Consider the following 26,697-nt stretch of genomic DNA (forward strand, 5'->3'; position numbering starts at 1 on the left):
ACGACAACGCCTGCCGTCGGACGCTTCGTCTCACCCAAACAGCACACGGACAGAGACATTGGATAAAGCAGATCCCAAACCGCGATTGGGCCCCGCGCTGGCAGGCGAACACGCTGAGGCGAAGACGCTAAGCAAGTTGGAAGCACAGGCGCAAGTCTGTCAACGCTGTGATCTTTACAGGCACGCGACCCAGCTCGTTTTCGGCGAAGGACCGCGGTTCGCACGCCTGATGTTTATCGGGGAGCAGCCTGGCGACCAGGAGGATCTTTCTGGACGCCCATTCATCGGACCGGCGGGAAAGTAGTTTGCTGAGTGCTTGGTTGAGGCTGGCATCGATCGGGCGGAGTGTTATGTGACCAACGCTGTTAAACACTTCAAGTTCGAGCAGCGCGGCAAACGTCGGCTTCATTCGCGTCCGAATGCCGGTGAGATCCAGCGATGCTCTTGGTGGCTCGGCGCTGAACTTGATCTCGTCTCTCCCCAGGTCGTCGTCGCGTTGGGCGCGACTGCGGCCCACGCTCTTCTCGGCCCATCTGTTAAGGTGACGCGGGACCGTGGGCATGCGTTTGCGAGCGATCGCCCGTTCAAGGCGCTTGTGACCGTGCACCCGTCCTTTCTCCTGCGCATTCCGGATCGACGGAGAGCCGAAGAGGAACGCCAACATTTCGTTGCCGACCTCGTTACTGCCAGCCTGGCTATAGAGGCGACGGGACGGGTTGAATCGTCGAGTGAGATTCGACCGGGAAGGAGCGATCATGTCTACACCTAAACCGCCAAACCCTGACGAGCAGCCTCCGATGCCCGCGCCGACCTGGATTCCCAGGCCGATCGAAGAACCGGAACCGGATGAATTGCCGGACGAGAAGCGGAATCCCAACCCAGATGAGGTGAGTGACCCCCCAAATATCTATCCGGCCATGGCAGCGGCTGTAAAGCCACGTCCTGAGGGAACCAAACGTAAATTCCCGAGTTTTGGAGGTCGCAGACGACTGTGGAGGAGCAATCAAGCGAAAGCGCATTATTCATGGTGTTGTCATTCTGGTCCTTCCAACCTGGCAAACCGCGCTCTGCAAAAAGTGAAACGTCGGCAGTAACCGTCCGAACAAACCTGAACGCACCTGGGCCCCCGCGCCAACTCAATGCGGCTCCGGCAAAGGAGCATATGAATGGAGACGGAAATAAGGACTGTCATCTGTGGTGGTGCCTTGATGACACGAAAAAGGAGCCTCACATGCGGACTGTAAGTGGACTTTTTGATAATCATGATGACGCGCGGAACGCCGTTGCGCAGTTGGAAGCGGTGGGCGTGCCTTCATCCGACATTAGTCTCATCGCCAACAACGCTGATAACCGCTACTCCGATAGCGATACGAATGCTGCCGAGGGCGCCGGTGCCGGTGCGAGTCTTGGTGCCGCAGGAGGCGGAGCGGTTGGGCTTCTAACGGGCCTAGGATTGATGGCAATACCAGGTGTTGGCCCTGTGGTGGCGGCGGGTTGGTTGGCATCAACCGCAGCAGGAGCTGCCGCGGGCGCGGTGGCCGGAGGAGCTGTCGGAGGCATGATCGGAGCGATGACCAATTCCGGGGTAAACGAAAGCGACGCTCACGTTTATGCCGAGGGTGTGCGCCGTGGTGGTAGCGTTGTCACAGCGCGCGTTGATGAAGGGCTGGTAGCGGACGCTGAGGCAATACTGCGCGCCAATTCGGTCGATCCCGTTGGAAGGCGGCAGGCATATGCAGAAGCCGGTTGGCAGCGGTTTGATGACCGAGCCGCGCCTTACAGCGCAAGTGAAATCGAAGAAGAACGCCGGCGCTACACCCGCATCCCTTGATGAATGCGCACGTTGATCTAGCCCATTCAGGCTCCTCAAGGCGCCCGTGATCGGGGGCACGGAGCGAGAGGGCGGCAAAACCCGAATCTGTGAAAATTGTCGTCGACATCCTTTCGGTGCCAATGGCCGCAGGGCGCTCTTTCTCCTTGCTGGTGCACACGAACCGCAGAGCCCGCAGAGTGTCTTCGAGGCCAGTGAGAAACCCGACAACATTTCTGAACATTTGGCTGCGGGTCGGCTGGCAGCGCTCGTGTCAGTTGATGCTCCCTACCCAGCAGATCTCGTGATTTGCCCCCGGCCACGCTGCCTCGGTGGACTCTGTTATTTGTCACCGGCCAGATCCGCCTCCCGCGCAGCCTTGAAAAATGCGATTCGCGAGAGATAAGCAGGAGCATGACCCGAAAGGACCTCTTCGCATGCGGTTAGCGCTGAGGTGTACGCAGGGCCTGTTGCCGCAGCCGGCGGCCAGCGCTGCAAAAGGATTTCCTTTGCCTGACGAGCGTTGCCGACAACCTCTACACGGTCGGCATCGGGCAACCTGATCACGATTGATTCATTCCATGCTCCTGGGTGCGGTGACATGCTGCTCCTCAAACGGTTGGTGATTGTTGGCTAGAACTGTCCGTCACCTGCCAAAACATCGCAATCGCGGTCCTGTTCCGCATCGATCAAAAAAGATTGCTTCAGGCAGTTCGAAGGATCCGGCTGCACGTTCCGCACCCGATCATCACGACGATGTGTTTAGCTTTACGGAACGTTGTTGGCGGTTCCCAGTTTGGCAAGGTGTTCAAGGCATTTTTTTAATCAGGAGTTCATCATGCTCAGGAAACTTTTAGTGGGAGCGTTTTTATGCGTTCTCGTGGCGCCTTCTGCTTTTGCTCAGTCCGATATCACCTGTAACCAGGCGGCCATGACGAAGCTTGAGACAGACGTGAAGGCCATCACCGATGAGATGAAAAAGGACTACGCCAACAAGGAGTTGGCGATGGCGAAGCAAGCCCTTGCATCGAATGACGCTGACAAATGCAAGACCCACATGTCGAACGCAATGAAGGGAAATGACCCGATGTGATCGTTCCAAATCACTGTGCGCAAGCAGTGCGGATCGCGCCACAGATCGCGATCCGACGGCAGCAGTGAGATATCTTTGACAATGCGATTATATAATTGATGGTCGTGGTCCAAACGGGTCAACCGACCACCCATCTCAAGAGTTCAAGTTGAAGCGTGCAAGGATCGGGAGATGGTCAGACGCGCGTCTTGCTGGAGGCGCAGTGATCACCTCAAGCGATAGGAGCTCAAGTGCGCCCGAGTGCATGACATGATCGAGCCGCAACAGAGGATAGAGCGACGGGAAAGTTGCCAACGAACGACGCGACCCGGTCTGGTCAACGAGGACCTTTTTGAGGCGTTGCAATTCGCGCGAACCGGGGAGCGCATTCAGATCGCCAACAAAGACCGTCGGGTTGTCGCGACAACGCTGATTACCCAGCCAGTCAGGTCCCAGCAATTCCATAGTCTGTGCGAGACGTTCCCTCCGTCTGAGGCCGAAATGGGTATTTAAAACGTTCAGTCGGAAATCGCCAAAACGGACCTCCACCCACAATGCGCCGCGAGGTTCACCAATCGACGGCAAGGGCCCTGCACGCACCAGCTCCGAGGGGTGTGCTGTCATTATGGCATCTCCATATTGCTCTTCTTCCAAATGTAGGGCCGGATGGAAGTGCGATTTCATCCGAAGATGTTCGGCTATAGCTTCTGCCTGATCGATGGTCTGCGTACGCGCGCGGCCCACATCCAGCTCCTGGAGGGCAATCACGTCAGGATCGCAAGCGGCAATCACCTCTGCGACGCGCTTGATGTCCAGTCGGCGATCCGTGCCGATGCAACTGTGAACGTTATATGTCAGAACAGAAAACTCCATGCGTGATATCCGATGTGTTGGTCATTGAGAAGAAACAGATGCAACCGGGTTGGCGCCGTCCCTGTGGTCGTCTCTGAAGAGAGCTTGCGTGAGGTCGCCCGTCACGCAAGAACTACAACTTCGGTGTCTTTGCTTGCGCCTCCTCCGTGAAGATATCCCATGCTGATATGAAAAGGGCGGCTATCAAAGGACCGATAACAAATCCATTGGCGCCAAGCACGGATAGGCCCCCCAGCGTTGAAAGCAGCACTACATAATCTGGCATTCTGGTCTCCTTGCCGACAAGCCGGGGACGCAACAGATTGTCCACCAGCCCGATTACCAGGAGGCCGACTGCGACGAGCACAACGGCTTTCAACCAGAGTCCGATCAAACCGAGGTAGATGGCCGCCGGTATCCATATAAGGGAGGTGCCCAGTATTGGGATTAACGAGACAAAGAACATTACGACAGACCAAAGCAAGGCTGGTTCGAGGCCCAGCAGCCGGAAGGCCAATCCCCCGATGATGGCTTGAACCAGCGCTATGACGAGGGTCCCACGCACCGTTGCACGCACAACTGAAGTGAACTTGACAGAAAACTGGCGCGTATTCTCCTCGCTAAGCGGAACGACTCGGCGAATGGCTCCGACCAGATCGCGACCATCACGGAAGAAGAAGAACAACAGATAGAGCATAAGGCTCGCCGAGACCAGGAACCCAAAAGTCCCCTGCCCGAAGCTCAAGGCTCTTTCGGCGAAGAAACTCCCACCTTCCATCAGGCCCGAGGATAATGACGCGTTCAGCTCGTCGAAGCTCTTAAACTCAAAGCCTTGAAACCACCTGCCGACGGATGCAGGAAGAGCATCCTCGATTTTGCGCGCAATGGGTTCGAGATCGATCGCACCGCTTTGTATCCGAGTGTAGAGTTTGCCACCTTCCCTAAACAGCGAAACGATGACAGCCAGTCCGGGAACGACGACCAGGCAGACACAGATACTAAGGCTGATTGCTGCCGCCGCGTTTGAGCGTGGACCGAGGGTGCGGGCAACGCGGCTGTGTAAGGGATGGAACATGATCGCCAACACAACTGCCCAAAGAATCGCCGAATAGAATGGAGCCACAATGGTAGCGAAAGCCACCGTCACCAGGGCGAGAAGCAGATAGAAAAAGAAGCGGTGTTTGGTCATCAACGCCTTTCCACTGTGCGGACCTCAAAAAACTGGCCAGTTTGCGACGAACTTCTCGAGCCATCAGGTGAAACGCGTGTGAGGGAAGATCGTTGCCCGACACCGTAGCAACCTTCGTCCTTCGGTTGAGATTGTATCGCACCAAGTTAGGCCGCCACTTGAACGCAGCAAACTCCCTCGCTGATGCTATCCGTGAGTTGACGGGCAAATCCGCGATCGACGCTACTCATCGAACTCGGTGTCTGCCCGGGTTGTTCCGGTTTGCCGTGGAAGACTTGCCTGACGGTTGAGGGCTACGCTGAAATCTGGAGCATCAAGTGCAATGTTGATACAAGCTCGTCTTCCGCGACAGGCTTTTGAAGCCGTAACATCGTGGAAAATTCGGATGGTATGATCTGGTGATCATAACCTGTCAGGAAAAAGAACGGGACTGCTCGCTCCTTGAGCCACCTCGCAATTTCGAAACAGGGGCCTTTGCCCATGTTGATGTCAACTACGGCCCCCGAAATCTGACTGGTGGCGATTTGTTCCAGGCAAGAATTGACGGAAGGAAAAGGGCCAACCACTATCGCGCCGGTTCGTCTGATGATGCGGGAAATTTCATCTGCCTGAAGATAGTCGTCCTCGGCTACAAGGATGCGATATCCGGTCAGTTCCGTCGTCATCTTTAGGCCCTAGTTTCACCCCCAGTTTGTTTCAAAGCACTCGATACCCCACTTTTTTAACGAAGTACGCGCCAAAAAGTTCACATACGGACTTTGCGGATCTTGATGCCTGCGGCGCTCCTCCCCTACCGGCTACTGGGTGCGAATTGCGTTGGGAACACTGATGCGAGTAATCCGCGACAATGCTCAGCGCGGCTATTTTTCAGGGATCCCCGCCCGCGGAGTGGGTGGGAATTCAGACACTCAACCGGACCATAGCTTCGGTGGTCACGAATAATTCGGACACGTAGCTCGGAAATGTTTGGCGGCAATAGCGGGGATGCTGACAAGGCCCGGAAGAAAAAGCTGCCCAGATTCATTGCCCTCTTCGAAGAAGAGCAGGCGCGCTTTCACTGCAAGTTCAGGACGCGCAGCCTAATGGGCCACCTGGGAAGCTGCCGACATCAATTCCTCGGGATTGGGCGCGCTGAATGTTTGGAGGCCACCCTTCAGAACTTCAGTGAAGCTCCAGCGTATGATGCCCTCCCGATCAATCAGGAACTGACCGACAAGTTGCCCCTGGTCGGAAGTCATCATCTGCTGATCGGCTGCGGTAATTTCATATCCTTCGCTCTTATTGATAAACTCGTCCATTGCCATCACGTCCATTGGCTCAGGCAACTCGCCCGGGAGGTCGATCCGTATCGCCATGACCGTGTCCATTCCGACTTCACGCAAGCCGAAAGCATGGTGCGAAGCCCGCACCGGGTCGGACGCTGCAAGAACTTCGGGAATCGGATGGTAACGGAAATAGAGTCGGGCGCGTTCGACCGGGGTGTTTACGACCGCTAGAGTTTGAACGCCCTTTTCACGCAGGGCCGGGTTAAGTTGTGCCATCGCTGCGACATGGCGCCGGCAGAACGGACAGTGCAAGCCTCGAAACAAACCAATCAATAATGGATTACGGCCTCGAAAATCTTCGAGCGCGATCTTGCCGTCGCCCGAGATCGCATCGAGCACAACATTCGGCGCCCGGTCACCCGGCTGCAGCGGGCCGTCGACGCTGCTCATGGGCATAGACAACCTCCTCGCGCGGCTCAGTCAAAAAAGGCAGCGGCACTCGCGCGGTCTCAAAACTTCCCGCCCAAGGCTTTGCAATCGGATCATAGCACGGAAAGTGCCTCTGCGGTTCGCCGATTTTGCTTCCGAAGCTTTCTGCCATCAAAGAAATGATCAGTTTCTGTTTGCTTTGTCATCCTGCCGGCGGCGGTCAGCTATTCTCTATGGCAAAAGCTAAATAATCGCGCAGATCTTGCGGCGACTGGATCGTACCGCGTGCGCATGAAACAGCTGATCGGCGCCCGATTCGGATCGAGTAACCACCCATCGCGTTAGCTGTCGCAAACATCGTTTCATCCGTGAGGTCGTCACCGATTGCAAGTGGCCGCCTGCCACGAAATGGAGGATTGGCCATGAAGCGCTCAAGAGCATCGGCCTTGGAAGCCCCAGCAGGGCGTAGTTCGCACACCTTTTTTCCCATTTGCAAGGTCCAGTCTGGCCCTGCTTTCTTAGCATAGCGCCTCATTAACGCTTCGACTTCCTGCTCAAAACTCGGCGCAAGCCTATAATGGAGGGCGACCGCGGCACCCTTGTCCTCGACAAGGACATCCGGCATGTTTTGCGCTTCAGCCAGTAGGTTCCCCTTCAGTATGGCGAAAGCTGTCGGCGCCTCTACAAGGAGGAGATGACCATCAGTACCGCGCATTTCACCGCCATGTAATCCGGCGATGGGGAACTCAAAAGGTTGAAAAATCTCATCCGCATACAGGAGCGCGCGTCCCGTCACAATCGCAAGCGCGCCATCCATTCGGGTAGAGAGATGGTGCAGGTTCTCGGGAAGCTCCGCGGGAACGTGAATTGCATCGGGCGTTGGTGCCAAATCGAGCAATGTCCCGTCGATGTCCAAAAAGAGCGCCCAAGCAAGCGGGTTTTCAACCAGGTCGCGCAGAGCGGCATCCAGTGCAGGTGTCTTGCGTGCGAACGGCTTGCTGTCGTCGGTGGTCATCGGCTGCGAGATTTCTCCGTCTAAGGCCCCCACGAATGCCCAGTGCGTAGCGGTCTTCATGAGCAGGCGCGCCTCTTTGGTCGGTGTTTATTGCAAGGGCGGCACCTCCAGGTCGTCCAAAAACCATTCGCACCAATGCTGGACGTCATGTTCCAGCAGATGGTCGTACATAGATCTCCATCTTTCCCGCCTCTCTTCAAGCGACATCGTCAAAGCTGTCGAGAGAGCCTGGGCTATCCCCTCCACGTCGTAGGGATTGACCTTGATCGCGCCATCGAGTTCCCTCGCCGCGCCGGCGAATGCAGAGAGTACCAAGACTCCTGGATCGTCCTCGCTTTGGGCGGCCACATATTCCTTTGCCACCAAGTTCATGCCGTCTCGCAAAGGCGTAACGAGGCCTACTTTCGACAAGCGATAAAGTCCGGACAAAAGATTATGCGGCACGGAACGATTGATGTACCTGATGGGAACCCAGTCGAGCGTACCTAGCTCACCATTCACCCGCCCAGCCTGTTCGGCAACCACGCGCTGCATCGCTTCATATTCAGGGACTTCGGAGCGTGATTTGGGCGTGATTTGTAGGTAGGTGACTTTTCCTTGCATGTGCTTTTCAGAGCGAATGAAACGTTCAAAAGCATCGATCCGCTGCGTTATACCCTTTGAATAGTCAAGACGGTCGGCGCCGACGATAAGATCTCTGCCCCTGAGGCTCTCGGCTGCTTTGCGCAGGGGCCGGCTGGTCGCGGATTGTGCAGCAAGCGTGCTGAAGCGAGCTGTGTCAATTCCGATGGGATACGCCCCTACCCTGAGTGATTTGCCTTCCGTCGTGGTGATTATCCCGCCTACGTGTCTGGCGAGGCCACTCCTATGCAAACAACCCAAAAAATTCTCCACGTCGTACTTTGTCTGAAAACCGACCACATCGTAGGAGCAGAGGCTTTTCAGGATTTCTGCGTGAACAGGCATGGCGAAAAAGACGTCGGGAGGCGGCCAGGGAATATGAAGGAAAAAACCGAGACGGTTGCGAAGCCCGGCCCTTCGCAACTCCGCTGCGAGAGGAATAAGATGGTAATCATGGACCCATACAAGATCCCCTTCCTGTACCAGGGAGGCTAGACGCTCGGCGAAAAATCGGTTGACGCGGAAATAGCCGCTCATCTCTTTGCGCTCATACTCCGCGAGGTCGAGTCGATAATGGCAGATCGGCCAAAGCACTCGATTGGCAAAGCCTTGATAATATTCTTCCAGGTCTTTCTGAGTAAGATCAGTCAATGCGTAGGTGATTTTTCCCACGGTGCTGATTGCCAACGGTGCGGGGGACTTGTCGTCCGTTTGCTGACCTGACCAACCCATCCAGAGACCTCCCCGCTGCGCCAAGGCTGCGCTCAATGCGATAGCGAGTCCGCCAGCTGATGATGGTTGAGCGAGAGTAACGCGGTTGGAAACGACGATAAGACGGTTCATTGGCAGGGGGGCTTCCGTTTGTTCATGGTGACGGTGGAACGAAGAAGCGAGTTCGAATGTTCCAACCCACTTGGGCCATGCGGTAGGAACAAGCGCCTGTTTGGCGAATTGTACTGGCGGAAACGGACAACTGCCTACGCGTGGAGATAGCCATGAAGGAGAGTTTGTTTTTCTCACTTGACGAAATCATGGTGGGCTTGGTGGCAGCCAACGTTGAGACCGTCCTCGAGGCTGGTGCTATCGCCTTGGGGGCAGCGGCCGGGATGCCGTCCAAAGGCATCTACGCACGCCTGCGTGAAAGTGAGCAGCTCGGCTCTACTGCCACTGGCAGGCTTCGCACTGCCTCATGCATTTATGACAACGCTACATGAGCCCATGAAGCTTCTGGTGGTGCTTCGCGAGCCTGTGCTTTTCGACCCATATAACCCACTCACAGCAGTCGATATCGTTGTGATGATGATCTGGCCCGCATTCCGTCAGCAGGGCTTCCTTCCCTCACTCGCACGCCATTCGAGAATCTTCGCCAATAATAAGCTTTTGGAGCGTCTCCGCTCCGCGCGGAATGAGGCGGATGTCATCGCTGCACTCGCCGGTCACAAGCGGGGCACTCCCGCCATGCGCTCCGGCGTCGCGAGAGACCTGATAAGTTAAATTAACATCGCTTCCTAACTTAGGCCAAAGAAAGACAAAATAGCGATGACCACAACAACGAGGCCTACGAGATAGATGATTTGGTTCATGTCACACTCCTTCGTTCTCATAACAAAACAGCCAGAAAGCCAAACTGTTCCCGAATGTTGCGCCATGCGCGTATCCGCGCTTGCCACGACGAGCCTGGCCCCGGTTTCGTCGATGCGGAAGCTTCTTCCTTTAAAATATACGTCGGTCTCGCCAAGCAATTTTTGACAAACTTGGAACAGGCCTGCGTGGGCGCTGTTGGAAGCCTGTAGCCAGTATAAATTGGATGACCGCTTCGAATGCACGTACATCTGGCCAAGCCATATGCTCTACACAGTGCAGGTTATCTTCGGCGACCTACGCCGTTGCGAGCCCTCTTTTGTTCGCATTGGCCATTCACGTCGTGGGGCGCTGAAACACGCCTGCTCAACGCCTTCAACAGAAAGATATCAATATGTCGCATTTTTGCGTAGCGCTTGTTACCGGCGCCGGCTCGGGTATCGGCAAAGCAGTCGCGGAGCGGCTTGCCCGCGAGAACGTCACCGTTGGTGTTCTGGGACGCAGCGAGAGTGAACTAAGGGAGACGTTCAACAAGATTGTAGCTGATGGCGGCAAGGCGATTGTGCTGATGGCCGATATATCAGATGAAAAACAGATGAGAAGAGCGGTTCAGCAACTGGTTGATGAAACCGGGCGCCTCGATATCGTTGTTGCCAATGCCGGCATAAACGGCGTTTGGGCCCCGATCGACGACCTGCAACCTTCCGAGTGGGATCAGACCATCGCCGTCAATCTGCGCGGCACCTATCTTACGCTGCATCTGACCGTGCCGCATCTCAAAGGATGCGGAGGCGGATCGATCGTTGTCGTCTCGTCGATCAACGGCACTCGTACCTTCACGACTCCGGGTGCTACGGCCTATACTGCAACCAAGGCTGCTCAGGTGGCGATGGTGCAGCAACTCGCCTTGGAATTGGGAAAGCACGGCATCAGGATAAATGCCGTATGCCCTGGTGCGATTGCAACCAAGATAGAAGACAACACCAGCCTGCGTGGTGAGAAGGAAACCGTAATTCCAGTGAACTGGCCGGAGGGCGATGTCCCGATAACCGGCGGAGACCCCGGAAGGCCTGACGATGTCGCCGAGGTGGTCTGGTTCTTAGCCTCCCGTGGTTCGCGGCACGTGACCGGAAGCCCCATCTGGGTAGATGGGGGCCAGGGTTTACTGCGCTGATTACGAAGGCTTGGAAGCCGCGGCGCATTCGCGCAGGGCCCGTGCGCAGCTTAGAGAATCCGTGCGGTATCTCACTACCTCAAACAATCCGCGCTCGCCATGATGTAAATCCCATTTGCTTAAAGACAGGGAGGGCCATCGGCCCGAGATGGTTTAACTAGAAAACAAAGATCGAAAAATCGGCCCAAGACCCGGGATTTGAAGTTTGGGTCGGAACTTTGTTTAGCCGAGAGCATTCCACAGATTGATCTCACGTCTGGCTAGATGAAAGGCGTCGTTCATGTCCACGGTACCCTCCGGCCAACATCAGGTTACAATCCAAGATCAGGTCGTCGATCTTATCCCGGCTCTACGCGCTTTTGCGCGCACATTTGTTTCTGCCAGCCACGAGGGCGATGATCTTGTACAGGAAACTCTGTTTCGTGCGTTGCGCAGCATTGATCGCTTCGAGGAGGGAACTAATCTGAAATCATGGCTCTTCACGATCATGCACAATGTTTTCCGTACGCAATATAAGGTGCGTAAACGCGAGGCCCCTGGGGTGGTCGATTGTGCGGAGATGCCCATCCCCATAGCAGCGCCGCAGGACTGGCACGTGCTGAACAAGGATCTTCGCAAAGCGCTCCAGTCCCTGTCCCCTGAACACCGAGATGTCATAATACTCGTGGCTGGCTATGGTTTAAGTTATAAGGAAGCGGCGGATATTTGTGATTGTGCCATCGGAACAATCAAGAGCCGCCTCAACAGGGCCCGCGATGAGCTAGCCCACGAGATGCAAGGCAACCCGCTGCATTGAAGCGGGTTGCCTCATCGAAAAGGGGCCAGCAGCCAGATCGTGACTTGGAGCCGCCTAAACCATCTCACTTTTGTATGGGTCCCACGCGCCCTCGACGATGTTTCGAAGGGCTCGTGCCTGCTGTCTTGGGCACGCGGGAGTCTTCGTACCCGCCGAGCGCGCCGGTGGATCCCTCGGTCTCGGTAAAACTATCCCGGGTTTCTTCTTCTGACGAAAATTGCCGACTTGCTTCTTCCCAGTGCCTGGTTTCCTGCCCGTCCGGTCGCCCTTCTTCTTCCCAGATCTGGTAGGCTCGCTGTCTGATGCGTTCGTCCCTGTCATTCATCTAACTCGATCTCCGGCTTCGAATGTTAGCGCAGCGGCAGAACAGGCAGTGCTTGGTTTTGTTCCTTCTTGAGCTGCCAAAATCTATCGCAGAACGCTGGCGGCCGAGAACCGACAGTTCGTTAAATCACGCATCCGCAGCGATTTTCTCAGACAGAAAGACGACGGCGGTCTGACCCGCTACTGTTTCGACGGCGTTTGGTGCTGGACTAACTGCGCCTTCGCCTGCACTGTCAAATATACACTTCCATGCCGAATGAGCAGGCTTGGGAAGGGCGAAGTCGCAGGGTTCGCCTGCGTTGAGGACAAGCAGGATTTGAGTGCCCGCTAAGGTTCCCGTACCCGTCAGCAAAACACCGAGAGTTTTCCGTTCACCGTCCTGCCAATCACTATCGTTCATGTTCTGACCGTCGGCGCGAAGCCACGTGACCGCAGTTCCATGCTCGTCAGTGAGGTCGCCCGTAGGAAAACGATCGTGCCGCAGGAGCGGGTACGATTTTCTCAAATTAATTGCAGCGCAGCAAAATTCGAAAAACTCGGGTTTCATGCTGCTCCAGTCTATCCATCCAATCTCATTGTCTTGGCAATAGCTATTATTGTTGCCGCCTTGAGTGTTGCTCAACTCATCGCCGCCAAGCACCATCGGCACGCCTTGGCTAAACAAGAGCGTCGCCATCATTGCTCGCCGCCGTCGATTGCGTGCAGCTAGAATATTCCCGTCTTCCGTTTCCCCCTCAACACCAAGGTTGTCTGAGTGGTTATTGGAATGTCCGTCCTGATTGCCTTCGCCATTCGCATCATTGTGCTTCTCGCGGTACGACACGACGTCACAAAGCGTAAACCCGTCATGGGCAGTGATGAAGTTGACGGAGGATGTTGCGGCTCTGCCCGAGTGATCGAATTGCCTGGGCGAACCAACAAGCCGCTCGGAGAGGGCCGGCAGCATTCCGTTGTCTTGTTTCCAGAATCGTCGGACATCATCCCTGAAGCGATCGTTCCACTCGCGGAAGGGGTGCGGGAATCCCCCGAGTTGATACCCGCCCTCACCGATATCCCACGGCTCGGCTATGAGCTTGACGCCCGCCAGAACTGGGTCTTGTCGTATTGCATCAAAGAATCCCCCCTCCTGGTCGAACTCGTATCCCTCCCTTCCAAGAGTGCTCGCTAAATCAAACCGAAATCCATCCACATGCATGGCGGTAACCCAGTATCGCAGGCTGTCGAGAACCATGCGCAGGACCATGGGATGAGCGACATTGAGAGCATTTCCAGTTCCTGTGGTGTCGTACGTATGGCGCATTTTTTCGGGCGACTGCAAGTAGTAGCTCAGGTTGTCGATGCCACGGAATGACAGGGTCGGGCCCCGCTCCGAGCCCTCCCCGGTATGATTGAAGACCACGTCCATAATCACCTCGATACCGGCGGAGTGAAAGGCTCTGACCATGGCCTTGAATTCCCGAATGGACCCGTTCGATTGATATCGTGGCTCCGGCGCGAAGTATCCAAGAGGTTGATATCCCCAGTAATTGGACAGCCTCTTTTCAAGCAGATGCCTGTCGTCGACAAAATGCTGAACGGGCAGAAGTTCGATTGCTGAAACACCCAGTTTCTCCAGATGCTCAAGTATGGCCGGATGCGCGATTGCTTCAAACGTGCCCCGGACGTCGTCAGGCACGCCGGGATGTGTCATCGTTAATCCACGTACGTGGGCTTCGTAGATGATGGTGTCATTCCAGGGGCGACGTATCGCCTCTTCTCCCGACCAGTCGAATTCCGGATCCTGGACTATCGCCTTGGCCATATAGGGAGCGCTGTCTCGCTCATCGAAAGACAAATCAAGGTCTTTGTGGCCGATTGTGTAGCCGTACAATGCATCATCCCACCGAATGTCACCGAATATCTGTTTGGCATAGGGATCGAGTAGAAGTTTGTTAGCGTTGAAGCGATGGCCCCGCCTTGGATCATAAGGACCATGAACGCGATAGCCGTAAATCGTTCCCGGCCCGATGCCTTCCACATACCCCGACCAGATGTCCCCTTCGCGGTCGGGAAGGGGCATGCGAGTGAATTCTTCTTTGCCGTCGGACGAAAATAGGCAAAGCTCCACCTTCTCGGCGTGGGCGGAAAACAGCGCAAAGTGGGTCCCGCGCCCGGTGTACTCAGCCCCAAGCTCGGGCTTTAAAAAGTCGAGCTTCGAGAATGTAAGATCCATGAGAGGTTCCCGAATTTGATGAGCAAGGCGTCGATCGGCAGGATAGCTGGCCAGGCTCGAACGCGCCGACTGAAGTTTTGTTCCCCTAGCGCTCCGACGTCGAGGAACCTTGCCCAATGTGGCAATGAGGAGAGCTATAATGTTTTTTGATTATTTTACGGGACCGTATCCCTAAGCGAGGGGGCGGCCATCGTATCGCATAGTATGGAACTTTTACTCCTGTGGGCACCGCATGAACAGCGCACGCCCGTTATTGGTTGTCCAGCTATCGCTGGGATGGACTTGGTTTCGATGCGGTTGAGCATATCGTAGATCGCCGAAAACCTTCGTTCCTTAACGAGCTCACGTCTTCGCTGGGTGCCCCAGGCAAGCTTTCGGCAACGACGCGGCGCTGTGGTGCCTACCACGGCGCCCCACAGATTCTGCTCGCGGCCTCACCGCAGCCAAACTGGTAACTGCGAGCAATCAAGAAACTGCTCATTCTTGGTCTTGTAGCCCAGGGCCTCCCAGGCGAATTTCTGAGCTGCCCGCCTTGCGGCATCTCGGTCGGGATACTGATCGGGCAACACATAGTCCCTAGATCCGCACGACAGCAAGGCGCGGCGGCTTAACACGTCAAAGTGAAGTTGTAGGTTTTCGCCTGCTTGCATAAGTCGGCTCCCTTGGCAGCGAACAGGCAGCGGGGAAGAAAGCTCCATGCGGTTAGAAAACTGTCATCCAAATACCGCGCCAAAATAGACAGTCGGGATCATCCATCCGCACATGTTCCTTGAATTTCTCTTTCGGGCGCGCGTAAGGGTTCAATCGGCCGATTTTTTTGCACTGTCCGCCTTGCCCCGACCTCCCGCGGTTGTTCGTTTGCTTTGCAACAATCAGGGTAATGGGCATTTTATTAGCCCTCCTCCTTGAAGCCCCCGCCTTTCGCGGAGCAAGGGTCGGTCCGCTTGCGTCCCGTTGGCTGCGTCAGCCACCCTCGTCGTCGCGCAGTCCGCGCATCCAAAGTGATTTGAGCATTCGAGTTCGCACGGCGGTGAGCTCCAACTCGTCAGTGGCGACAGAACCAACCCCTTACGGCCAGCGGCGCAGTCGCGCGATCTCTTTGGGCAGCGCTGCGATGAATTGATCCGCTGAGAATTCTCGCCTTTGAACAACCCGTCACCCCCCGATTGTTCCGTTTTCAGAATCTTCTCCGTCGGAGTTTTTTGCGCGGAACATTCCACCCCGGCGCAGTGTTGGAAGTCGGAGTGGTCAGACATTGAAGGGATGACTTCGATGGATATTTTGGCGGTGACGGCTGAGGTATTTCCCTTAATCAAGACCGGTGGCCTCGCGGACGTGACGGGCTCGTTACCCAAAGCACTGAAAAAGTTTGGCGTCCGTGTTAAAACCCTTACTCCGGGATACCGGGCAGTAATGCGCGCTCTGCCGAGCGCTAGATTGGTCAAGACCTACGACGATCTATTCGGTGTACAAGCCAGACTTCTGGCTGCGCAGGCGGCCGGTCTAGATCTTCTTATTCTCGACGCTCCCGAGTTCTTCGACCGGCCCGGCGGCCCCTATCTTAACGAGTACGGGGAAGAGCATCACGATAATTGGAAGCGGTTTGCTGCGTTTTCGAAGGCCGCCAGCGAGGTGGGAGGGAGCGGGGTGAAGGAATGGAAGCCTTGTCTCATCCACGCCCATGATTGGCACTCGGCGCTAACACTTGCCTATCTGAAGTATGGCGAACACTTCGAAGTGCCTCGTGTGTTGACGGTTCATAACCTTGCGTTTCAGGGGCAATTCCCGGCCCGCCATTTCCCCCGCCTCGGCCTCCCCGCTCAATCCTATTCAGAGGCGCTCGAGTATTATGGAGAACTGGGATACCTCAAGGCTGGCTTGATAGCTGCGGACAAAATAACAGTTGTAAGTCCGACCTACGCCCGTGAAATCATGTCACCGGAAGGCGGGATGGGCTTGGATGGCGTGATGAACGCCCGGCATGACGACGTGATCGGAATAGTCAATGGAATTGACCTTGAAGTATGGGATCCATCCTGTGATCCGCACCTGAACTACCCATTTTCAGCACGCACGCCGCTCAGGAGGCTTGGCAATCGCTACGACCTGCTTGATCGGTTCGGGCTGCCTCACCGGCACGGCCCGGTCTTTGCAAGCGTCAATCGTCTGACCTGGCAGAAAGGCATGGATTTGCTTGCAGACGTTGCCGACGAATTTTTTTGGAAAGACGGGATGCTGGTTGTGCATGGTCAAGGCGACCCACACATTGAGGGGAAGTTCCTGGAGGCGGCCGAACGGTATCCCCAACATGTTTCTGTCAAGATTGGGTATGACGAGAGCCTGGCACACTTAATCCATGCTGGAGCCGACGCGATGCTCGTCCCTTCTCGGTTCGAGCCCTGCGGATTGACGCAGTTGTACGCGCTTAGATATGGCTGCATACCCATCGTCGCGCGCACAGGCGGCCTGTCCGAAACCATCATCGACGCTAATGATGCAGCCGTGCATGCGCAAGCGGCAACCGGCATTCAGTTTCTTCCCATAGACCATCAAGGCCTTAGGCACGCCCTGCGAAGGGCCGTCAAGCTCTACCGGCGGCATCGCACGTGGGAACGCCTCCGACGACAGGCTATGAAGACCGACTGCTCGTGGGAACGCAGTGCCGAACAGTACTGCGAGATATATTCGCGGCTCTTGAACGAAAACGCAGAACTGCGCCAAACGGCCTAAGTAACTTAACGATTGGAACCGCGATCACGAACCACAGTCGCGAGGAACGCGAACATCGGGAACTACCCCTGATTGCGGGCGGGATCGAGGGCTATCACGGCGAACGGTGTCCGCGGGGGCAGAAGTTGTCGGATCGAGACCAAAGACCGGCGGCCAAGAGTCTCGCTCGGGTCAGTCGCACGGTCTCCTGCCTCTTAGCAACATTCCAGCATAAGGCCTTGAGATTGTTGTTTTCGAAGGGCTAAGCCCGTTGTCAACAAATCTTGTCGCGGCGGTCGCCTGTCCGTAGCGCTAGTTTGGCCCGAATGGTGCTTCTGCAAAGATAGAGAGCATAATCTGGTGCAGCCACGCATCCAGAGGCTGCCCGTCAATCCTGCATGAAACCTCTGCGATCGCCTTTTCAAGCGTCCTCTCCACAAGTCGATCCGCAGCCCACGGCGTCGGAAGCAAAAGCCGTGCCCGCAATCGAAGCCCAGGCACAAGCTCGAGAACGCGCTCTTCTGGCGCTTCGGGCCTCGTCGGCGTCAGGCCAGACATCGTTTTTAACCGTTGCTCAAACACTGCATTCAGAAGATCGCTCACACCCGCCGTCTTGCTCACCGTTAGAGCCGTCGAAAATCGCTCTGGAACGTCTATTTCATCGTAGCCGGTAAAAAAAACCACCGGAACGGCCCGCCTGGCGAGTTCGTCAGCCACCGGATATATCAATTCGCCATTCAAGCTTATGTCGAGAACCGCGACATCGATCTGGGGGGTTGCACTCAAGCTTTTCAGTGTTCGCTCAACCGAGGGCAATGGTCCAATAACAGTTGCGCCAGCCCGCTCGAGCCAGGATGCGATGTCGTCGGCAAGCAAATATTCGTCTTCCGCGACCAAAACGCGCAACGGTTGGCGGGTTGGCATGCGGTGTTTCCTCCTCAAGGCGCCCGAAGCTTAATGCTTCTTAACGCGACTTAGGTTCTTTAAGCCTGCAGAGCTACTTCGCGCGTCGAGTGCTTTCTGCAGCCGGTTCGCCAGCACCAGCAAGCTATCCGGCGAATCATCGATCAACAGGTTGGCGGTACCTTGGTCCTCGTCCTCAAGGAGGGGGGAGGAAAAATCCTCACCACCGGCGCTGCCTTTTTTTTGAGGTGCCATAAAAGTCGCCTATATCGGTCGCGCTCACATGGCGCCACTAAATCACAATACGCGCTCGCGCTTCGCATGCCAAGACTAGGCCCGGTTGAGGGAACGGACCGTCGGTGCCGGGCGTTCTCGTTAGTGCAGCGAGACTTTCAATCAGAACCTGAGAACGCGATGCCTTCCTCCCTCATCGACAAGTTCAATTATGATCCGGCCAGCAAGATATTGTCGATATGGCTCTTGCCGTCCGGGAACCGGTATGATTACCGCGATGTTCCGCCGGAAATCGCGGAACAATTTAAGCTCGCATTCGCCAAAGGCCGCTTCTTCAACTCGTCCATTCGCGGTAAATTTAAGTACACAAGGGATAGCGTCTCCACTGCCGTCACTCGCGCATCGCCGCGAGGTGGCTCTCGGTGAAGTGGTTTCATTGGGGATGAGTAGAGGCCTGTTCCGCGTAATCCGGCTCCGTCTTTGCGCTTTGCCCAACGGGATCGACGGCTTCTCGATAACCACCTTGAGCGAATGTGCGCTGTGGTGGTTTACGCAGTGCCAGGGGCGGTCGACGCAGGTAAACTGGAGTGCGAGAATGGTGCGGAGTTCGGAACTATTGGGCAGAACTAAGGTTTCTAGGAAAATTTCGATTATTGACCATAGGGAGACCACAATGTCGCTATCTCACCAGATCTCGTCGCCGCGTGAACCCGACCAGTACGAGGGTCGGGAGGCCGACTGTACGGCGGCACTTAGGCCCTTGGTGGCTGATATCGCGACCGCCGAGCCTGAAGCTCTCGTTGCTGCATTAAACGGAAACATGGACAGCCTAGAAAAGGATACTGCTTTGGCTTTCGTTATCGAAGCCGCGAAATCCGCCGGCTGGGACAGCGAGGAGGTCGGCCCTGCGGTGATGCGATTAGCGCGGGAATACGAGGGCGCAAAGGGCGCCATTTTTGACTGAGGCGCCCTCATATCTTAAAGGGTTGTTCTCGGGTTCCGGGCGCCGCCTCCCGCTGTTCGGCGTCGTCAAGGTCTGTCTTAACGATGTAAGTGTCAGCGTGCTGACGCGCGGCTTCGCGGCGAGCATCGATCTCGCCACTGTGGCGGTTGATCAGCGACGTGTCCGAGCCAAGGCGATCGCTGCAAACCCGATGACTACGAATGTGAGAATAGCGGAGGTGGGTAGCGGCCTGCTTGCTCGCAGGCCGCCTTCCACGCCGCCTGGATTTGCGGCAGAGCGAAACAAGTTGCCATGGCTTACCTCTGTGCGAGGTGCGCCCTTCAGATATCTGGCAAGGATACCGGCCATTATTCGTGCCGTACTGTTGGGAGCCAAAAAGTGGCCAAGCCGCGCCAATCTGGCGGCACTGCCGAGAGTCAAGGAAGCGCGCGGATGATTTGCAAGTCGCACGATCGAGCGAGCGGCTTTTCGTGGATCATAGACAGGTGGAGGTACGGTCAGCGCGCGTCCCGTATAGTTAGCACTGTGCGCGATTCCAGGGGTGTCGAGAAACGTCGGATAGACGTCGCAGATATGGATGTCGCGATAGGGCGTTAACTCGGCTCTCAGCGCTTCGGTAAACCCTTTGAGTCCGAATTTGCTGGCGGAGTAAGCAGCAGCATAAGGCGCTGAGGCGAACCCGCCGAGCGAGATCATATTGATGAATGTACCATGCTTCTGGCGCTTGAAAATTGGTACGACCGCATGGGCGTCGTTGAGATGCCCGATGAGGTTCGTTCGGATCACCTGCTCATGGGCTTCCTGCGGCGTCTCGTCAAATTTTCCCACCGCACCGACGCCCGCGTTGCTAAACCAGACATCGATTTCGCCAAAGCTTAGAGCCTTCTGTGCGAGCTCGCGCACCTCATCCGCCTTGGTGACATCGGTGGGTACAACTAAAACTTCGGCGCCCAGTTCCCGGCAGCGCGCGGCCACAGAATGGAGTGCTGATGCGTTGCGCGCCGCGATCACCAATCGTGCACCGCGGCGAGCAAATTCTTCAGCGGTCGCCTGTCCAATGCCGGATGATGCGCCAGTGATGACGACGACTGGGTGGTGGGGTCTCTGTTGCAGCATTTGCACATCCTCATACGATTTATGGCGTTAGAACGCCGGGGCATATCCGCAGGCGGGCTCAGTCGCCTTCGCCGGGGTAACGTGCATTGGACAGCAAACGAGCAAGATGGCTAGTGTTGCGCGCCAGCATGCCCGCCATCGTTTGCACGGTCTCTGGAACTTGCTTCAGGTCTATGAAGTTTTGGCTACCCATGGCTTCGCCGACCCAGTAGCAGACAGCATTCGCCGGAATCGTAAAACCGACATCGTTCAACGCTTGGAACAGCTCAGCCGAAACATGGTGAGCTCCGTCTTCGTTGCCGACGACTGCCACGGCTGCGACACGCCCATAGGACACCATACGTCCCTGCTCGTCAGTCTCGTCCAAAAACGCATCCATGCGCTCAAGTGCCCGCTTGGCCACGCTCGAGGGCTGTCCGAGCCATATAGGCGTTCCCACGATTAGTATTTCGGCGGATAGGATCTTTTCGCGAATCTGCGGCCATTCATCACCTTTGCCCTCGTCAGATTTTACTCCAGGCAGAATGGCATGTTCGGCGAGCCGGATGGTTTCTGTCTCGACGCCCTCTTTTTTCAGTTCGTCGGCAATCAGTGATAGCATGCGTTCGGTTGAGGAGCCGTCTGACGGCTTTGTTTTCAGGGTACAATTCAGGGCGATTGCATTCAGCGACATTTGGTGAAGCCTCGTTCGCTTGGTTCAAAGATTGTCAGCAAGATCACCGCTCCACGCTCAACCCTCAGCTCGCCAAAGGGTTCCGGGATCTGCGCGGTTGGGGGCCTTTTGTGAAGCGCCCACCGGACTGGATGCTGATGCTCGCGCTCTCGACGCACCTCATAGTTGCGGCTTCAGCTCCGGTCCGAGATTGCCGGTTGAAGACCGAGAGGCGCGTGTACCCGACCGGCGCGGTGCCCTGATGAGCGTGTCGACTTCCCCGCTCAAACAATTATGCGTGGCTTACGCCCAAGCGGCCGTCTTCCGCGCTGAATTGCGAGCAAAGAGGGGTGCCGACCAATCTCCTAAGGGAATACGACGTCGCGTGTCGTGAAATCGAGGAAGGTGTCGTGCGCCATCTGGCACTTCAAGATCCCATAAGGGACCGCTAAGCTGATTGCGACTCTGTTGATGGATGGGAACGGTACGAAGATTTATCGTCATCGGACATTCGACAGAACCTTTTCGTCTTTCTGCGGTTTGTAGCTCGGGCAAAATGCAAGGGCGTCCAAAGCACACGGATATCGCTTTCGCGCTCGAATCTAACGCGAGGGATTTGCCAGAAAGTTCAGTCGGCAAGCGGGTTACCTTTCAAAGTGAAGCCGCCCAGTTGCCCATGCAGGGACCAGAGAAATCGGGACTTTTCGTAGACAACCTCGGCGACGGAGTTGAGCGCCTGCGGTGCAACTCTCCTGAGAACGACGGAGCCGAACCCGGAACGGAGTTCCCCTGAAGACGGGAACTGTCCCAATGTTTGTTCGTCCCAACACACTCTGAAAGACGGCACGTTGTCGGGCACTTCAACCTGCCACGATATCTCGATCTTTCCAGGTTTGCCGCTCAGCACGCCGTGCCGCGCAGAGTTTAGTGCCAGTTCGTGGAGCGCCATGCCGAGATTTTCGACGGCGGTTGGTGTTAGCATGATGGCGGGCCCGACAAACATAAGCGCTTCAGCCCGGCCGAAGGGCTTGAGCTGGATGGCGACAAGATCAGCCATCGTGGCACCTTCCCAATCCGCTGATACGATTAGGTCGTGTGATGCTGAAAGTGCCATTATCCGCTGCGTGATATGACGCTCGAAAGTTGGGCTGTCGTAATTACCCTGTGCGGTCTGACGGATCATAGACAAGATGATGGAGTACTGGTTTTTGACGCGGTGATTGACCTCGCGCAGAAGAATGCGAATGCGCCGTTCACGATCTTTAATGGCGGTTATATCGCGCGCGATAGCCGATGCGCCGACGATATTGCCCGCAGCGTTCCTAATCGGCGACACGGTCAACGAGATCGCAACATAAGTCCGATTCTTGAGCTGCCTCACCGTCTCAAATGCCGAAATTCGATCACCTCGGCTGACTCGCGCCAGGATCGCGCGTTCCTCCTCCTCAAGATGGGGCGGAATAAGCTTGAAGATCGGGGCTCCTATCATTTCATTCGCGCTGTAGCCAAAAAGCTGCTCGGCTGCCCTATTCCAGGTGCGCACGGTGCCATCGAGGTCTTTGCTAATGATCGGATCGAACGAGGAATCGACAATCGCAGCTAGTCTGGCCCGATCGAGTTCCGTGGCATCGACGTGTGTTTCGCTTCTTTCCGAGTGCATATCAATCGATCGCCCGAGTGTCCCGCCGCATCAATGTGTTCCAGCATGTGCGTAAACCACCTCAATGACCGAAGGTTCCGACCTGGCGCCGGAATGACAAACTCAGATCCCGATTAACGTGGGATTGATCATCTGGTCAGGCCGCAGGTTGTTTGCCTGGAATTAGGAGGTAGGGAAACCTTCAGTTTGGGTAAGCGCAGTTGTCCTTCAGCGCCGCTTGGGGTTTGGCCGTTGCCACGGAGCGTCGCAATATACGAACTAGCGAAAAATGCAGCGAACCCGCGAAATTTGGCCGGACCGGAGTTTTGTGGGCCCTCCCATAAAAGGCGATGAACTTCCCTCCGTATGCATGTTGAAGAAATCCGATCGGCTCGTGCGAAACAAACTTCGCCTTAACTGGTTGGGGAGTACATCTATCTATTCCACTCATGCGCAGGCGCGCTGCCGGCAGCGATTGATGGGAGGATTGATCCATCCCGCCGCGGCGTACAACAATCGACGCCCTGTGCGCAAAGGAGAGCAGTGTTGAACACGTCCGTGCCTTGGAGTTCGAGTTTCGCTGGCAAGCGTGTCCTTGTCGTTGAGGACGAGTTCCTGCTTGCCGACGAAACTCGACGCCAACTCGAACAATTGGGGGCGATCGTGGTGGGTCCGACTCCGCAAGTCACCGCAGCGCTGGTGCTCATCGACAGGCAGATGATCGACGTCGCAATCCTTGATATCCTGCTCGATGGTGTCGAAGTTTTTCCGGTCGCCGAGCGTCTCAGGGAACGCGGTATTCCTTTTGTCTTTGCGAGCGCGTTCGGATCGTCCGCCATACCAGAGCGTTTCAAAGGGTATGTTCTCTGCGACAAGCCAATAGAGCTCGAGAATATCGCTCGCGGGCTCTTTGAGACAACCAATCGAGACCACTGACCCGGATTCGCTTGTTTGAGTTCAGGTCTTTTTGCTGGAAGTCAGAAGCGCGACTGGGCCGTTCGACAGAAGCGAGCCGATGCGGAGTGTATGGCCAGCAAACAATCGGTCGGTCAGGAGGTCAATGCTTTCTGGATGAAATCGTTTCGGCAGCAATACTGACGTATCGCCCCAAAAATCTTTTCCGGCCGTTAAGGTGACGGGTTCAACGTTATTTAGCATCCGCACCGAGGCGATAGCTATGACATGGTGATCTGTGTTCCAGCGCGCAAACGCTACTACATGGTCTTTTCGCTCCCCAACCGGGATCAATGGCACATAGTCGCCCTCGGCAAATAATGCCGGCCATTTGCACCTGAGGCGAAGGCCCTTGACAATCAGCTGAAACTTAGATGTGGCTGGAGCTGATGGATTTTTACCAGTGTGCGGATCGCCGGTTTGAAGAGGGTACCGGTTGTCTGGGTCAACGAGCGCGTACTGCAGATATTCGCTCCCCTGATAGAAATCTGGGATCCCTGGTACGGTCAACTTCATCAAGGTGACACTGAGCGAATTTACAAGGCCGGCGAGCATAAAAGGTTCGCAGAAGTCATGAAACTCCCGCAGGAATGTAGCATTATCAGTCGCGAGCAACGCCGATACGTAGTCGGAGAGCTGCGCCTCATAGGCTACATTCACGCTCTCCCATGACGTAGCGACCTTTGCCTCGCGCGCCGCTTTTATCAAGTAGGCTGTGAACCGTTTTTGCAGACCATTTATCGCATCGCGGGAAAGATCGACGGGCAGCACTGCGAGCAGTGCTTGAAAAATCATCCACTGGACGTTCAGTGCAATCAAAGGCGTCTGGAAGCGCGTTGTACTGGTTACCCATCTGTCGAACTGTAACGACCACGCTTCGACATCCTCCCCGATGGTAAATAGCCTTGCGCGGGCATCCTCGCTCCATTTGGTGTCATGGGTGGAGGTGGCGGTTAGGCCCGCCGGCTGAAGAGCCAGACGATCCCGCATGCGTCGGTGAAATTCTTCAACGCCGCCATGGGCACCGTGGGCGTCGCAGCCCACCTCATTGACTGCCAGGCAACGCGTATACCTGTAAAGGAGTGTATCCTCGACCGCCTTCGCCACGATGGGACCGCTCAGCTGCTGGAAACGATTCAGAAAAGCCATTGACGTTTCTGGTCCGCCGCTTGCCGACAGCAGATGACTGACCTCAGATAGTGAACTGGCATCCCTCACATGGTCGGATGCAACAGCGATTGCCTGAGCAAGCACCGCATCGTCTTCCTGAGTGCGGGTATTCTCCGTGAAGTAAGTCCTATAGCGCGGAAAAGCGATTAAAAGTTCCTCGAGCGCCTGTCTAAAAGCCGGCGCTTGGCCCGTCCCAGGTTCGGCAATTTTGACAAGACGAGTGACCTCACCGACGAAATGTTTGCGCACCATCTGCGATTGAGCAGCCCGCCGTTCGGTGTCGATGTCACTGTTCTGCGGCGCGATCTTGCGATAGACTTCGTCAAGTTCGCAAGGACCACAGGGCGGAAGAAAAACTGCGCTCGATGCGGCAATGAATTCGTAACCGGTTGTTCCCTGTACTGGCCACGCAGGCAATCGCTCTCCCTCAACCAGAATTTTTTCCACGACGATGAAAACGTCTGGTCCAACGGCGTTGCGTAACCAGCCCAAATAACCCGCCGGGTCCACCAGGCCGTCGATATGGTCGATCCGCAGACCCGACACTTGCCCACTTGCCACCAGCTCCAGTACCAGTCGATGGACGTGTTCGAATACCTCTCTCTTATCCATTCGCAGTCCAACCAAGTCACTGACTTCAAAGAAGCGCCGGTAGGACAGGCGGTGAGCTGCCTCCATCCATGGGATCATTTCCCAAGGCTGTGCAGCGTGCAGCGATCTCATGAAGTCGTTTGATTGCGACAAGGTATCCAGTTGGGTCGACTGCAGGAGGGATGATGTGGCGCCGCTCAGTGTCAAAGGATAGCAAACGTCGCGATACCTGATGCTTGCTTCATCGCCATCGGTTGCAAGAGAAAATGCGCCCTTGCCGACTTCCCGAGAGAAATCGTGCTCGAGGATAGGCAGCGTCAGACGGCGGCTCCAATCAATGTCGAAATAGCCGGAGTAAGCGCTTTTCTCACCCTGCGCCAGAACGTCCCGCCACCACACGTTCGCGAGCGAGGCGGCCATGTGATTGGGCACGATGTCAAGGAGGATTTGCAAGTTGTGACGTTGCAGGACGCTGCAAAAGTACTGAAAACCGTGACTTCCCCCCAGGCATGGATCAATCTCGTTGAAATCGATCACGTCATAGCCATGGGTGGACCCTTTTGCCGCTGTCGTGAGCGGCGAGGCATAGACATGGCTTACACCGAGCCGCACGAAATGTGGGACCAGTTCGGTTGCGCGGGCGAAGTCCATGCCTTGGCGAAACTGTACGCGATAGGTGGAGGAAGGAAGGATCATGTGCGGGGTTCCGAATGGGCGGTCAACGCGGGTAAAAGCGTCGGTATCCGTAAAGGTTCCAGCGTGCTCGCCTCCATATCGCTGAAAAGCAGCTACGAAAACGAGATCGTGACGTGTAGGGATTTGAGCTTGCAAAACATCAATTCCCGAACGCTCGTTTTGGCCTGTTGATAGTGAGCACCATCGATCCACCTCGAAACCTTGCTCCCACAAACTCCAAAACTGCCCGCTGCTCGCCCAATCGAAACTTTCGACCCAATGGAACCTGTCGACTTTGCTACCGTTCACCCCATCGTGGACGGAGGACTTAAAACGATATGCGCGTACTTTTCAGGATCGCTATTAGTGTCGCGGTTGGCGGAGCGATCTTCCTACTCTACCAAACCCTGCGCGAATACACCTTCACCGAGATCATCGACGCGCTGGGCACGCTCCCCGGCAAGAACGTTGCGCTCGCCCTTTGTTTCGCCGCCGGTTCGTACCTTTGCCTGTCATGCTTCGATGCTCTTGCTGTTCGCTACGTCGGCAGGTCGCTGGCGTTCCATCAAATAATGTTAGCCTCGTTTGTGAGCCTGTCCATTGGTCACAATGTAGGCGTTGCCGCCTTGAGCAGCGCGGCAGTGCGCTACAGGTATTATTCGCGATGGGGCCTTACGACGGGGGATGTCGCTCTTATCGTCGTCTTTTGCGGGACAACGGTAGCCCTGGGGCTTTCCACGCTTGGTTCTT

The 26,697-nt window shown here is 56.0% G+C and carries 25 protein-coding genes and 2 pseudogenes; 11 read left to right on the plus strand and 16 right to left on the minus strand.

Annotated elements, in window-relative coordinates; translation table 11 throughout:
• The first annotated feature begins 58 nt into the window (after window positions 1-58).
• Together J3R84_RS30015 and J3R84_RS30020 are read left to right on the plus strand one after the other, a co-directional pair.
• Window positions 59-769 (plus strand): annotated as a pseudogene (locus tag J3R84_RS30015) (UdgX family uracil-DNA binding protein).
• A gap of 462 nt (window positions 770-1,231) precedes the next feature.
• Window positions 1,232-1,831: a hypothetical protein gene (locus J3R84_RS30020; protein WP_057223702.1), complete on the plus strand. Its 600-nt coding sequence runs from the start codon at window positions 1,232-1,234 to the stop codon at window positions 1,829-1,831.
• 321 nt (window positions 1,832-2,152) lie between these two features.
• Here J3R84_RS30020 and J3R84_RS38875 read toward each other — a convergent pair whose 3' ends face one another.
• Window positions 2,153-2,413: a DUF982 domain-containing protein gene (locus tag J3R84_RS38875; RefSeq protein ID WP_057223627.1), complete on the minus strand. Its 261-nt coding sequence runs from the start codon at window positions 2,411-2,413 to the stop codon at window positions 2,153-2,155.
• Window positions 2,414-2,648: 235 nt separating this feature from the next.
• Between J3R84_RS38875 and J3R84_RS30025 the strand changes: the two genes are divergently transcribed.
• Complete coding sequence (locus tag J3R84_RS30025; protein WP_057205594.1) at window positions 2,649-2,903, plus strand: hypothetical protein; 255 nt, start codon at window positions 2,649-2,651, stop codon at window positions 2,901-2,903.
• A gap of 135 nt (window positions 2,904-3,038) precedes the next feature.
• Here J3R84_RS30025 and J3R84_RS30030 read toward each other — a convergent pair whose 3' ends face one another.
• From J3R84_RS30030 to otsA, 6 genes are all read right to left on the minus strand, one after another.
• Complete coding sequence (locus J3R84_RS30030) at window positions 3,039-3,755, minus strand: endonuclease/exonuclease/phosphatase family protein (RefSeq protein WP_203529841.1); 717 nt, start codon at window positions 3,753-3,755, stop codon at window positions 3,039-3,041.
• Between the two features lie 112 nt (window positions 3,756-3,867).
• Window positions 3,868-4,923 (minus strand): AI-2E family transporter, encoded by a 1,056-nt coding sequence (locus J3R84_RS30035; RefSeq protein ID WP_203529840.1) that lies wholly within the window; start codon window positions 4,921-4,923, stop codon window positions 3,868-3,870.
• A 293-nt stretch (window positions 4,924-5,216) separates the two neighbouring features.
• A complete protein-coding gene (locus J3R84_RS30040; RefSeq protein WP_203529839.1) occupies window positions 5,217-5,588 on the minus strand; it encodes a response regulator in 372 nt (123 codons plus the stop codon).
• 414 nt (window positions 5,589-6,002) lie between these two features.
• Window positions 6,003-6,644 (minus strand): peroxiredoxin-like family protein, encoded by a 642-nt coding sequence (locus J3R84_RS30045; RefSeq protein ID WP_203529838.1) that lies wholly within the window; start codon window positions 6,642-6,644, stop codon window positions 6,003-6,005.
• 193 nt (window positions 6,645-6,837) lie between these two features.
• The gene (gene otsB, locus J3R84_RS30050; RefSeq protein ID WP_057223636.1) at window positions 6,838-7,632 is read right to left on the minus strand and encodes a trehalose-phosphatase; all 795 of its coding nucleotides are present in this window, start codon (window positions 7,630-7,632) and stop codon (window positions 6,838-6,840) included.
• An 87-nt stretch (window positions 7,633-7,719) separates the two neighbouring features.
• Window positions 7,720-9,096, minus strand: a complete 1,377-nt coding sequence (otsA, locus tag J3R84_RS30055) for an alpha,alpha-trehalose-phosphate synthase (UDP-forming) (RefSeq protein WP_203529837.1) — start codon at window positions 9,094-9,096, stop codon at window positions 7,720-7,722.
• 152 nt (window positions 9,097-9,248) lie between these two features.
• Between otsA and J3R84_RS30060 the strand changes: the two genes are divergently transcribed.
• From J3R84_RS30060 to J3R84_RS30070, 4 genes are all read left to right on the plus strand, one after another.
• On the plus strand, window positions 9,249-9,467 hold the full coding sequence (locus tag J3R84_RS30060) for a hypothetical protein (RefSeq protein WP_203529836.1): 219 nt from the start codon (window positions 9,249-9,251) through the stop codon (window positions 9,465-9,467).
• Window positions 9,451-9,747: a PTS sugar transporter subunit IIA gene (locus J3R84_RS38880; RefSeq protein WP_203529835.1), complete on the plus strand. Its 297-nt coding sequence runs from the start codon at window positions 9,451-9,453 to the stop codon at window positions 9,745-9,747. The genes J3R84_RS30060 and J3R84_RS38880 overlap by 17 nt, the downstream gene beginning before the upstream one ends.
• A gap of 481 nt (window positions 9,748-10,228) precedes the next feature.
• Window positions 10,229-11,008 carry an SDR family oxidoreductase gene (locus tag J3R84_RS30065; RefSeq protein ID WP_203529834.1) on the plus strand — a complete coding sequence of 260 codons (780 nt, stop codon included), beginning with the start codon at window positions 10,229-10,231 and terminating at the stop codon, window positions 11,006-11,008.
• A gap of 280 nt (window positions 11,009-11,288) precedes the next feature.
• Complete coding sequence (locus tag J3R84_RS30070) at window positions 11,289-11,804, plus strand: sigma-70 family RNA polymerase sigma factor (RefSeq protein WP_057223645.1); 516 nt, start codon at window positions 11,289-11,291, stop codon at window positions 11,802-11,804.
• Window positions 11,805-12,023: 219 nt separating this feature from the next.
• On the opposite strand, the pseudogene J3R84_RS30075 reads toward J3R84_RS30070, so the two are convergent.
• The 3 genes and pseudogenes from J3R84_RS30075 to J3R84_RS30085 form a co-directional block, all read right to left on the minus strand.
• A pseudogene (locus tag J3R84_RS30075) lies at window positions 12,024-12,129 on the minus strand (DUF2934 domain-containing protein); the annotation flags it as partial.
• 126 nt (window positions 12,130-12,255) lie between these two features.
• Window positions 12,256-14,340 (minus strand): glycogen debranching protein GlgX, encoded by a 2,085-nt coding sequence (gene glgX, locus J3R84_RS30080; protein WP_203529832.1) that lies wholly within the window; start codon window positions 14,338-14,340, stop codon window positions 12,256-12,258.
• A gap of 702 nt (window positions 14,341-15,042) precedes the next feature.
• Window positions 15,043-15,228: a hypothetical protein gene (locus J3R84_RS30085; RefSeq protein ID WP_057223649.1), complete on the minus strand. Its 186-nt coding sequence runs from the start codon at window positions 15,226-15,228 to the stop codon at window positions 15,043-15,045.
• A gap of 384 nt (window positions 15,229-15,612) precedes the next feature.
• Here J3R84_RS30085 and glgA point away from each other — a divergent pair, with 384 nt between their 5' ends.
• The gene (gene glgA / locus J3R84_RS30090) at window positions 15,613-17,070 is read left to right on the plus strand and encodes a glycogen synthase GlgA (protein ID WP_207932905.1); all 1,458 of its coding nucleotides are present in this window, start codon (window positions 15,613-15,615) and stop codon (window positions 17,068-17,070) included.
• 291 nt (window positions 17,071-17,361) lie between these two features.
• On the opposite strand, the gene J3R84_RS30095 is transcribed toward glgA, so the two are convergent.
• Together J3R84_RS30095 and J3R84_RS30100 are read right to left on the minus strand one after the other, a co-directional pair.
• Window positions 17,362-17,973, minus strand: a complete 612-nt coding sequence (locus tag J3R84_RS30095; RefSeq protein WP_057223652.1) for a response regulator — start codon at window positions 17,971-17,973, stop codon at window positions 17,362-17,364.
• 30 nt (window positions 17,974-18,003) lie between these two features.
• Window positions 18,004-18,207 carry a hypothetical protein gene (locus J3R84_RS30100; RefSeq protein WP_057223654.1) on the minus strand — a complete coding sequence of 68 codons (204 nt, stop codon included), beginning with the start codon at window positions 18,205-18,207 and terminating at the stop codon, window positions 18,004-18,006.
• Window positions 18,208-18,366: 159 nt separating this feature from the next.
• Here J3R84_RS30100 and J3R84_RS30105 point away from each other — a divergent pair, with 159 nt between their 5' ends.
• Entirely contained in the window at window positions 18,367-18,612 is a 246-nt protein-coding gene (locus tag J3R84_RS30105; RefSeq protein ID WP_057223655.1) for a KTSC domain-containing protein, read from the plus strand.
• A 247-nt stretch (window positions 18,613-18,859) separates the two neighbouring features.
• The gene (locus tag J3R84_RS30110; RefSeq protein ID WP_057223704.1) at window positions 18,860-19,150 is read left to right on the plus strand and encodes a hypothetical protein; all 291 of its coding nucleotides are present in this window, start codon (window positions 18,860-18,862) and stop codon (window positions 19,148-19,150) included.
• Between the two features lie 150 nt (window positions 19,151-19,300).
• Here J3R84_RS30110 and J3R84_RS30115 read toward each other — a convergent pair whose 3' ends face one another.
• The 3 genes from J3R84_RS30115 to J3R84_RS30125 form a co-directional block, all read right to left on the minus strand.
• On the minus strand, window positions 19,301-20,266 hold the full coding sequence (locus tag J3R84_RS30115; protein WP_203529456.1) for an SDR family oxidoreductase: 966 nt from the start codon (window positions 20,264-20,266) through the stop codon (window positions 19,301-19,303).
• Between the two features lie 58 nt (window positions 20,267-20,324).
• Window positions 20,325-20,939, minus strand: a complete 615-nt coding sequence (locus J3R84_RS30120) for a flavodoxin family protein (RefSeq protein ID WP_057223659.1) — start codon at window positions 20,937-20,939, stop codon at window positions 20,325-20,327.
• Window positions 20,940-21,546: 607 nt separating this feature from the next.
• On the minus strand, window positions 21,547-22,578 hold the full coding sequence (locus tag J3R84_RS30125; protein ID WP_057223661.1) for a PAS domain S-box protein: 1,032 nt from the start codon (window positions 22,576-22,578) through the stop codon (window positions 21,547-21,549).
• Window positions 22,579-23,103: 525 nt separating this feature from the next.
• On the opposite strand from J3R84_RS30125, the gene J3R84_RS30130 reads away from it, so the two are divergent.
• Window positions 23,104-23,493, plus strand: a complete 390-nt coding sequence (locus tag J3R84_RS30130; protein ID WP_207207703.1) for a response regulator — start codon at window positions 23,104-23,106, stop codon at window positions 23,491-23,493.
• Window positions 23,494-23,514: 21 nt separating this feature from the next.
• Here J3R84_RS30130 and treY read toward each other — a convergent pair whose 3' ends face one another.
• On the minus strand, window positions 23,515-25,968 hold the full coding sequence (gene treY, locus J3R84_RS30135) for a malto-oligosyltrehalose synthase (RefSeq protein ID WP_203529457.1): 2,454 nt from the start codon (window positions 25,966-25,968) through the stop codon (window positions 23,515-23,517).
• Window positions 25,969-26,697 lie beyond the last annotated feature (729 nt).

The sequence above is a fragment of the Ensifer canadensis genome (genome assembly GCF_017488845.2).
Lineage (GTDB): Bacteria > Pseudomonadota > Alphaproteobacteria > Rhizobiales > Rhizobiaceae > Ensifer > Ensifer canadensis.

Coding starts and splice junctions, on each gene's coding strand:
- J3R84_RS30020 (WP_057223702.1), top strand. CDS start 1,232: ATGCGGACTGTAAGTGGACTTTTTGATAATCATGATGACGCGCGGAAC.
- J3R84_RS38875 (WP_057223627.1), bottom strand. CDS start 2,413: ATGTCACCGCACCCAGGAGCATGGAATGAATCAATCGTGATCAGGTTG.
- J3R84_RS30025 (WP_057205594.1), top strand. CDS start 2,649: ATGCTCAGGAAACTTTTAGTGGGAGCGTTTTTATGCGTTCTCGTGGCG.
- J3R84_RS30030 (WP_203529841.1), bottom strand. CDS start 3,755: ATGGAGTTTTCTGTTCTGACATATAACGTTCACAGTTGCATCGGCACG.
- J3R84_RS30035 (WP_203529840.1), bottom strand. CDS start 4,923: ATGACCAAACACCGCTTCTTTTTCTATCTGCTTCTCGCCCTGGTGACG.
- J3R84_RS30040 (WP_203529839.1), bottom strand. CDS start 5,588: ATGACGACGGAACTGACCGGATATCGCATCCTTGTAGCCGAGGACGAC.
- J3R84_RS30045 (WP_203529838.1), bottom strand. CDS start 6,644: ATGCCCATGAGCAGCGTCGACGGCCCGCTGCAGCCGGGTGACCGGGCG.
- otsB (WP_057223636.1), bottom strand. CDS start 7,632: ATGACCACCGACGACAGCAAGCCGTTCGCACGCAAGACACCTGCACTG.
- otsA (WP_203529837.1), bottom strand. CDS start 9,096: ATGAACCGTCTTATCGTCGTTTCCAACCGCGTTACTCTCGCTCAACCA.
- J3R84_RS30060 (WP_203529836.1), top strand. CDS start 9,249: ATGAAGGAGAGTTTGTTTTTCTCACTTGACGAAATCATGGTGGGCTTG.
- J3R84_RS38880 (WP_203529835.1), top strand. CDS start 9,451: ATGACAACGCTACATGAGCCCATGAAGCTTCTGGTGGTGCTTCGCGAG.
- J3R84_RS30065 (WP_203529834.1), top strand. CDS start 10,229: ATGTCGCATTTTTGCGTAGCGCTTGTTACCGGCGCCGGCTCGGGTATC.
- J3R84_RS30070 (WP_057223645.1), top strand. CDS start 11,289: ATGTCCACGGTACCCTCCGGCCAACATCAGGTTACAATCCAAGATCAG.
- glgX (WP_203529832.1), bottom strand. CDS start 14,340: ATGGATCTTACATTCTCGAAGCTCGACTTTTTAAAGCCCGAGCTTGGG.
- J3R84_RS30085 (WP_057223649.1), bottom strand. CDS start 15,228: ATGCCCATTACCCTGATTGTTGCAAAGCAAACGAACAACCGCGGGAGG.
- glgA (WP_207932905.1), top strand. CDS start 15,613: ATGGATATTTTGGCGGTGACGGCTGAGGTATTTCCCTTAATCAAGACC.
- J3R84_RS30095 (WP_057223652.1), bottom strand. CDS start 17,973: ATGCCAACCCGCCAACCGTTGCGCGTTTTGGTCGCGGAAGACGAATAT.
- J3R84_RS30100 (WP_057223654.1), bottom strand. CDS start 18,207: ATGGCACCTCAAAAAAAAGGCAGCGCCGGTGGTGAGGATTTTTCCTCC.
- J3R84_RS30105 (WP_057223655.1), top strand. CDS start 18,367: ATGCCTTCCTCCCTCATCGACAAGTTCAATTATGATCCGGCCAGCAAG.
- J3R84_RS30110 (WP_057223704.1), top strand. CDS start 18,860: ATGTCGCTATCTCACCAGATCTCGTCGCCGCGTGAACCCGACCAGTAC.
- J3R84_RS30115 (WP_203529456.1), bottom strand. CDS start 20,266: ATGCTGCAACAGAGACCCCACCACCCAGTCGTCGTCATCACTGGCGCA.
- J3R84_RS30120 (WP_057223659.1), bottom strand. CDS start 20,939: ATGTCGCTGAATGCAATCGCCCTGAATTGTACCCTGAAAACAAAGCCG.
- J3R84_RS30125 (WP_057223661.1), bottom strand. CDS start 22,578: ATGCACTCGGAAAGAAGCGAAACACACGTCGATGCCACGGAACTCGAT.
- treY (WP_203529457.1), bottom strand. CDS start 25,968: ATGATCCTTCCTTCCTCCACCTATCGCGTACAGTTTCGCCAAGGCATG.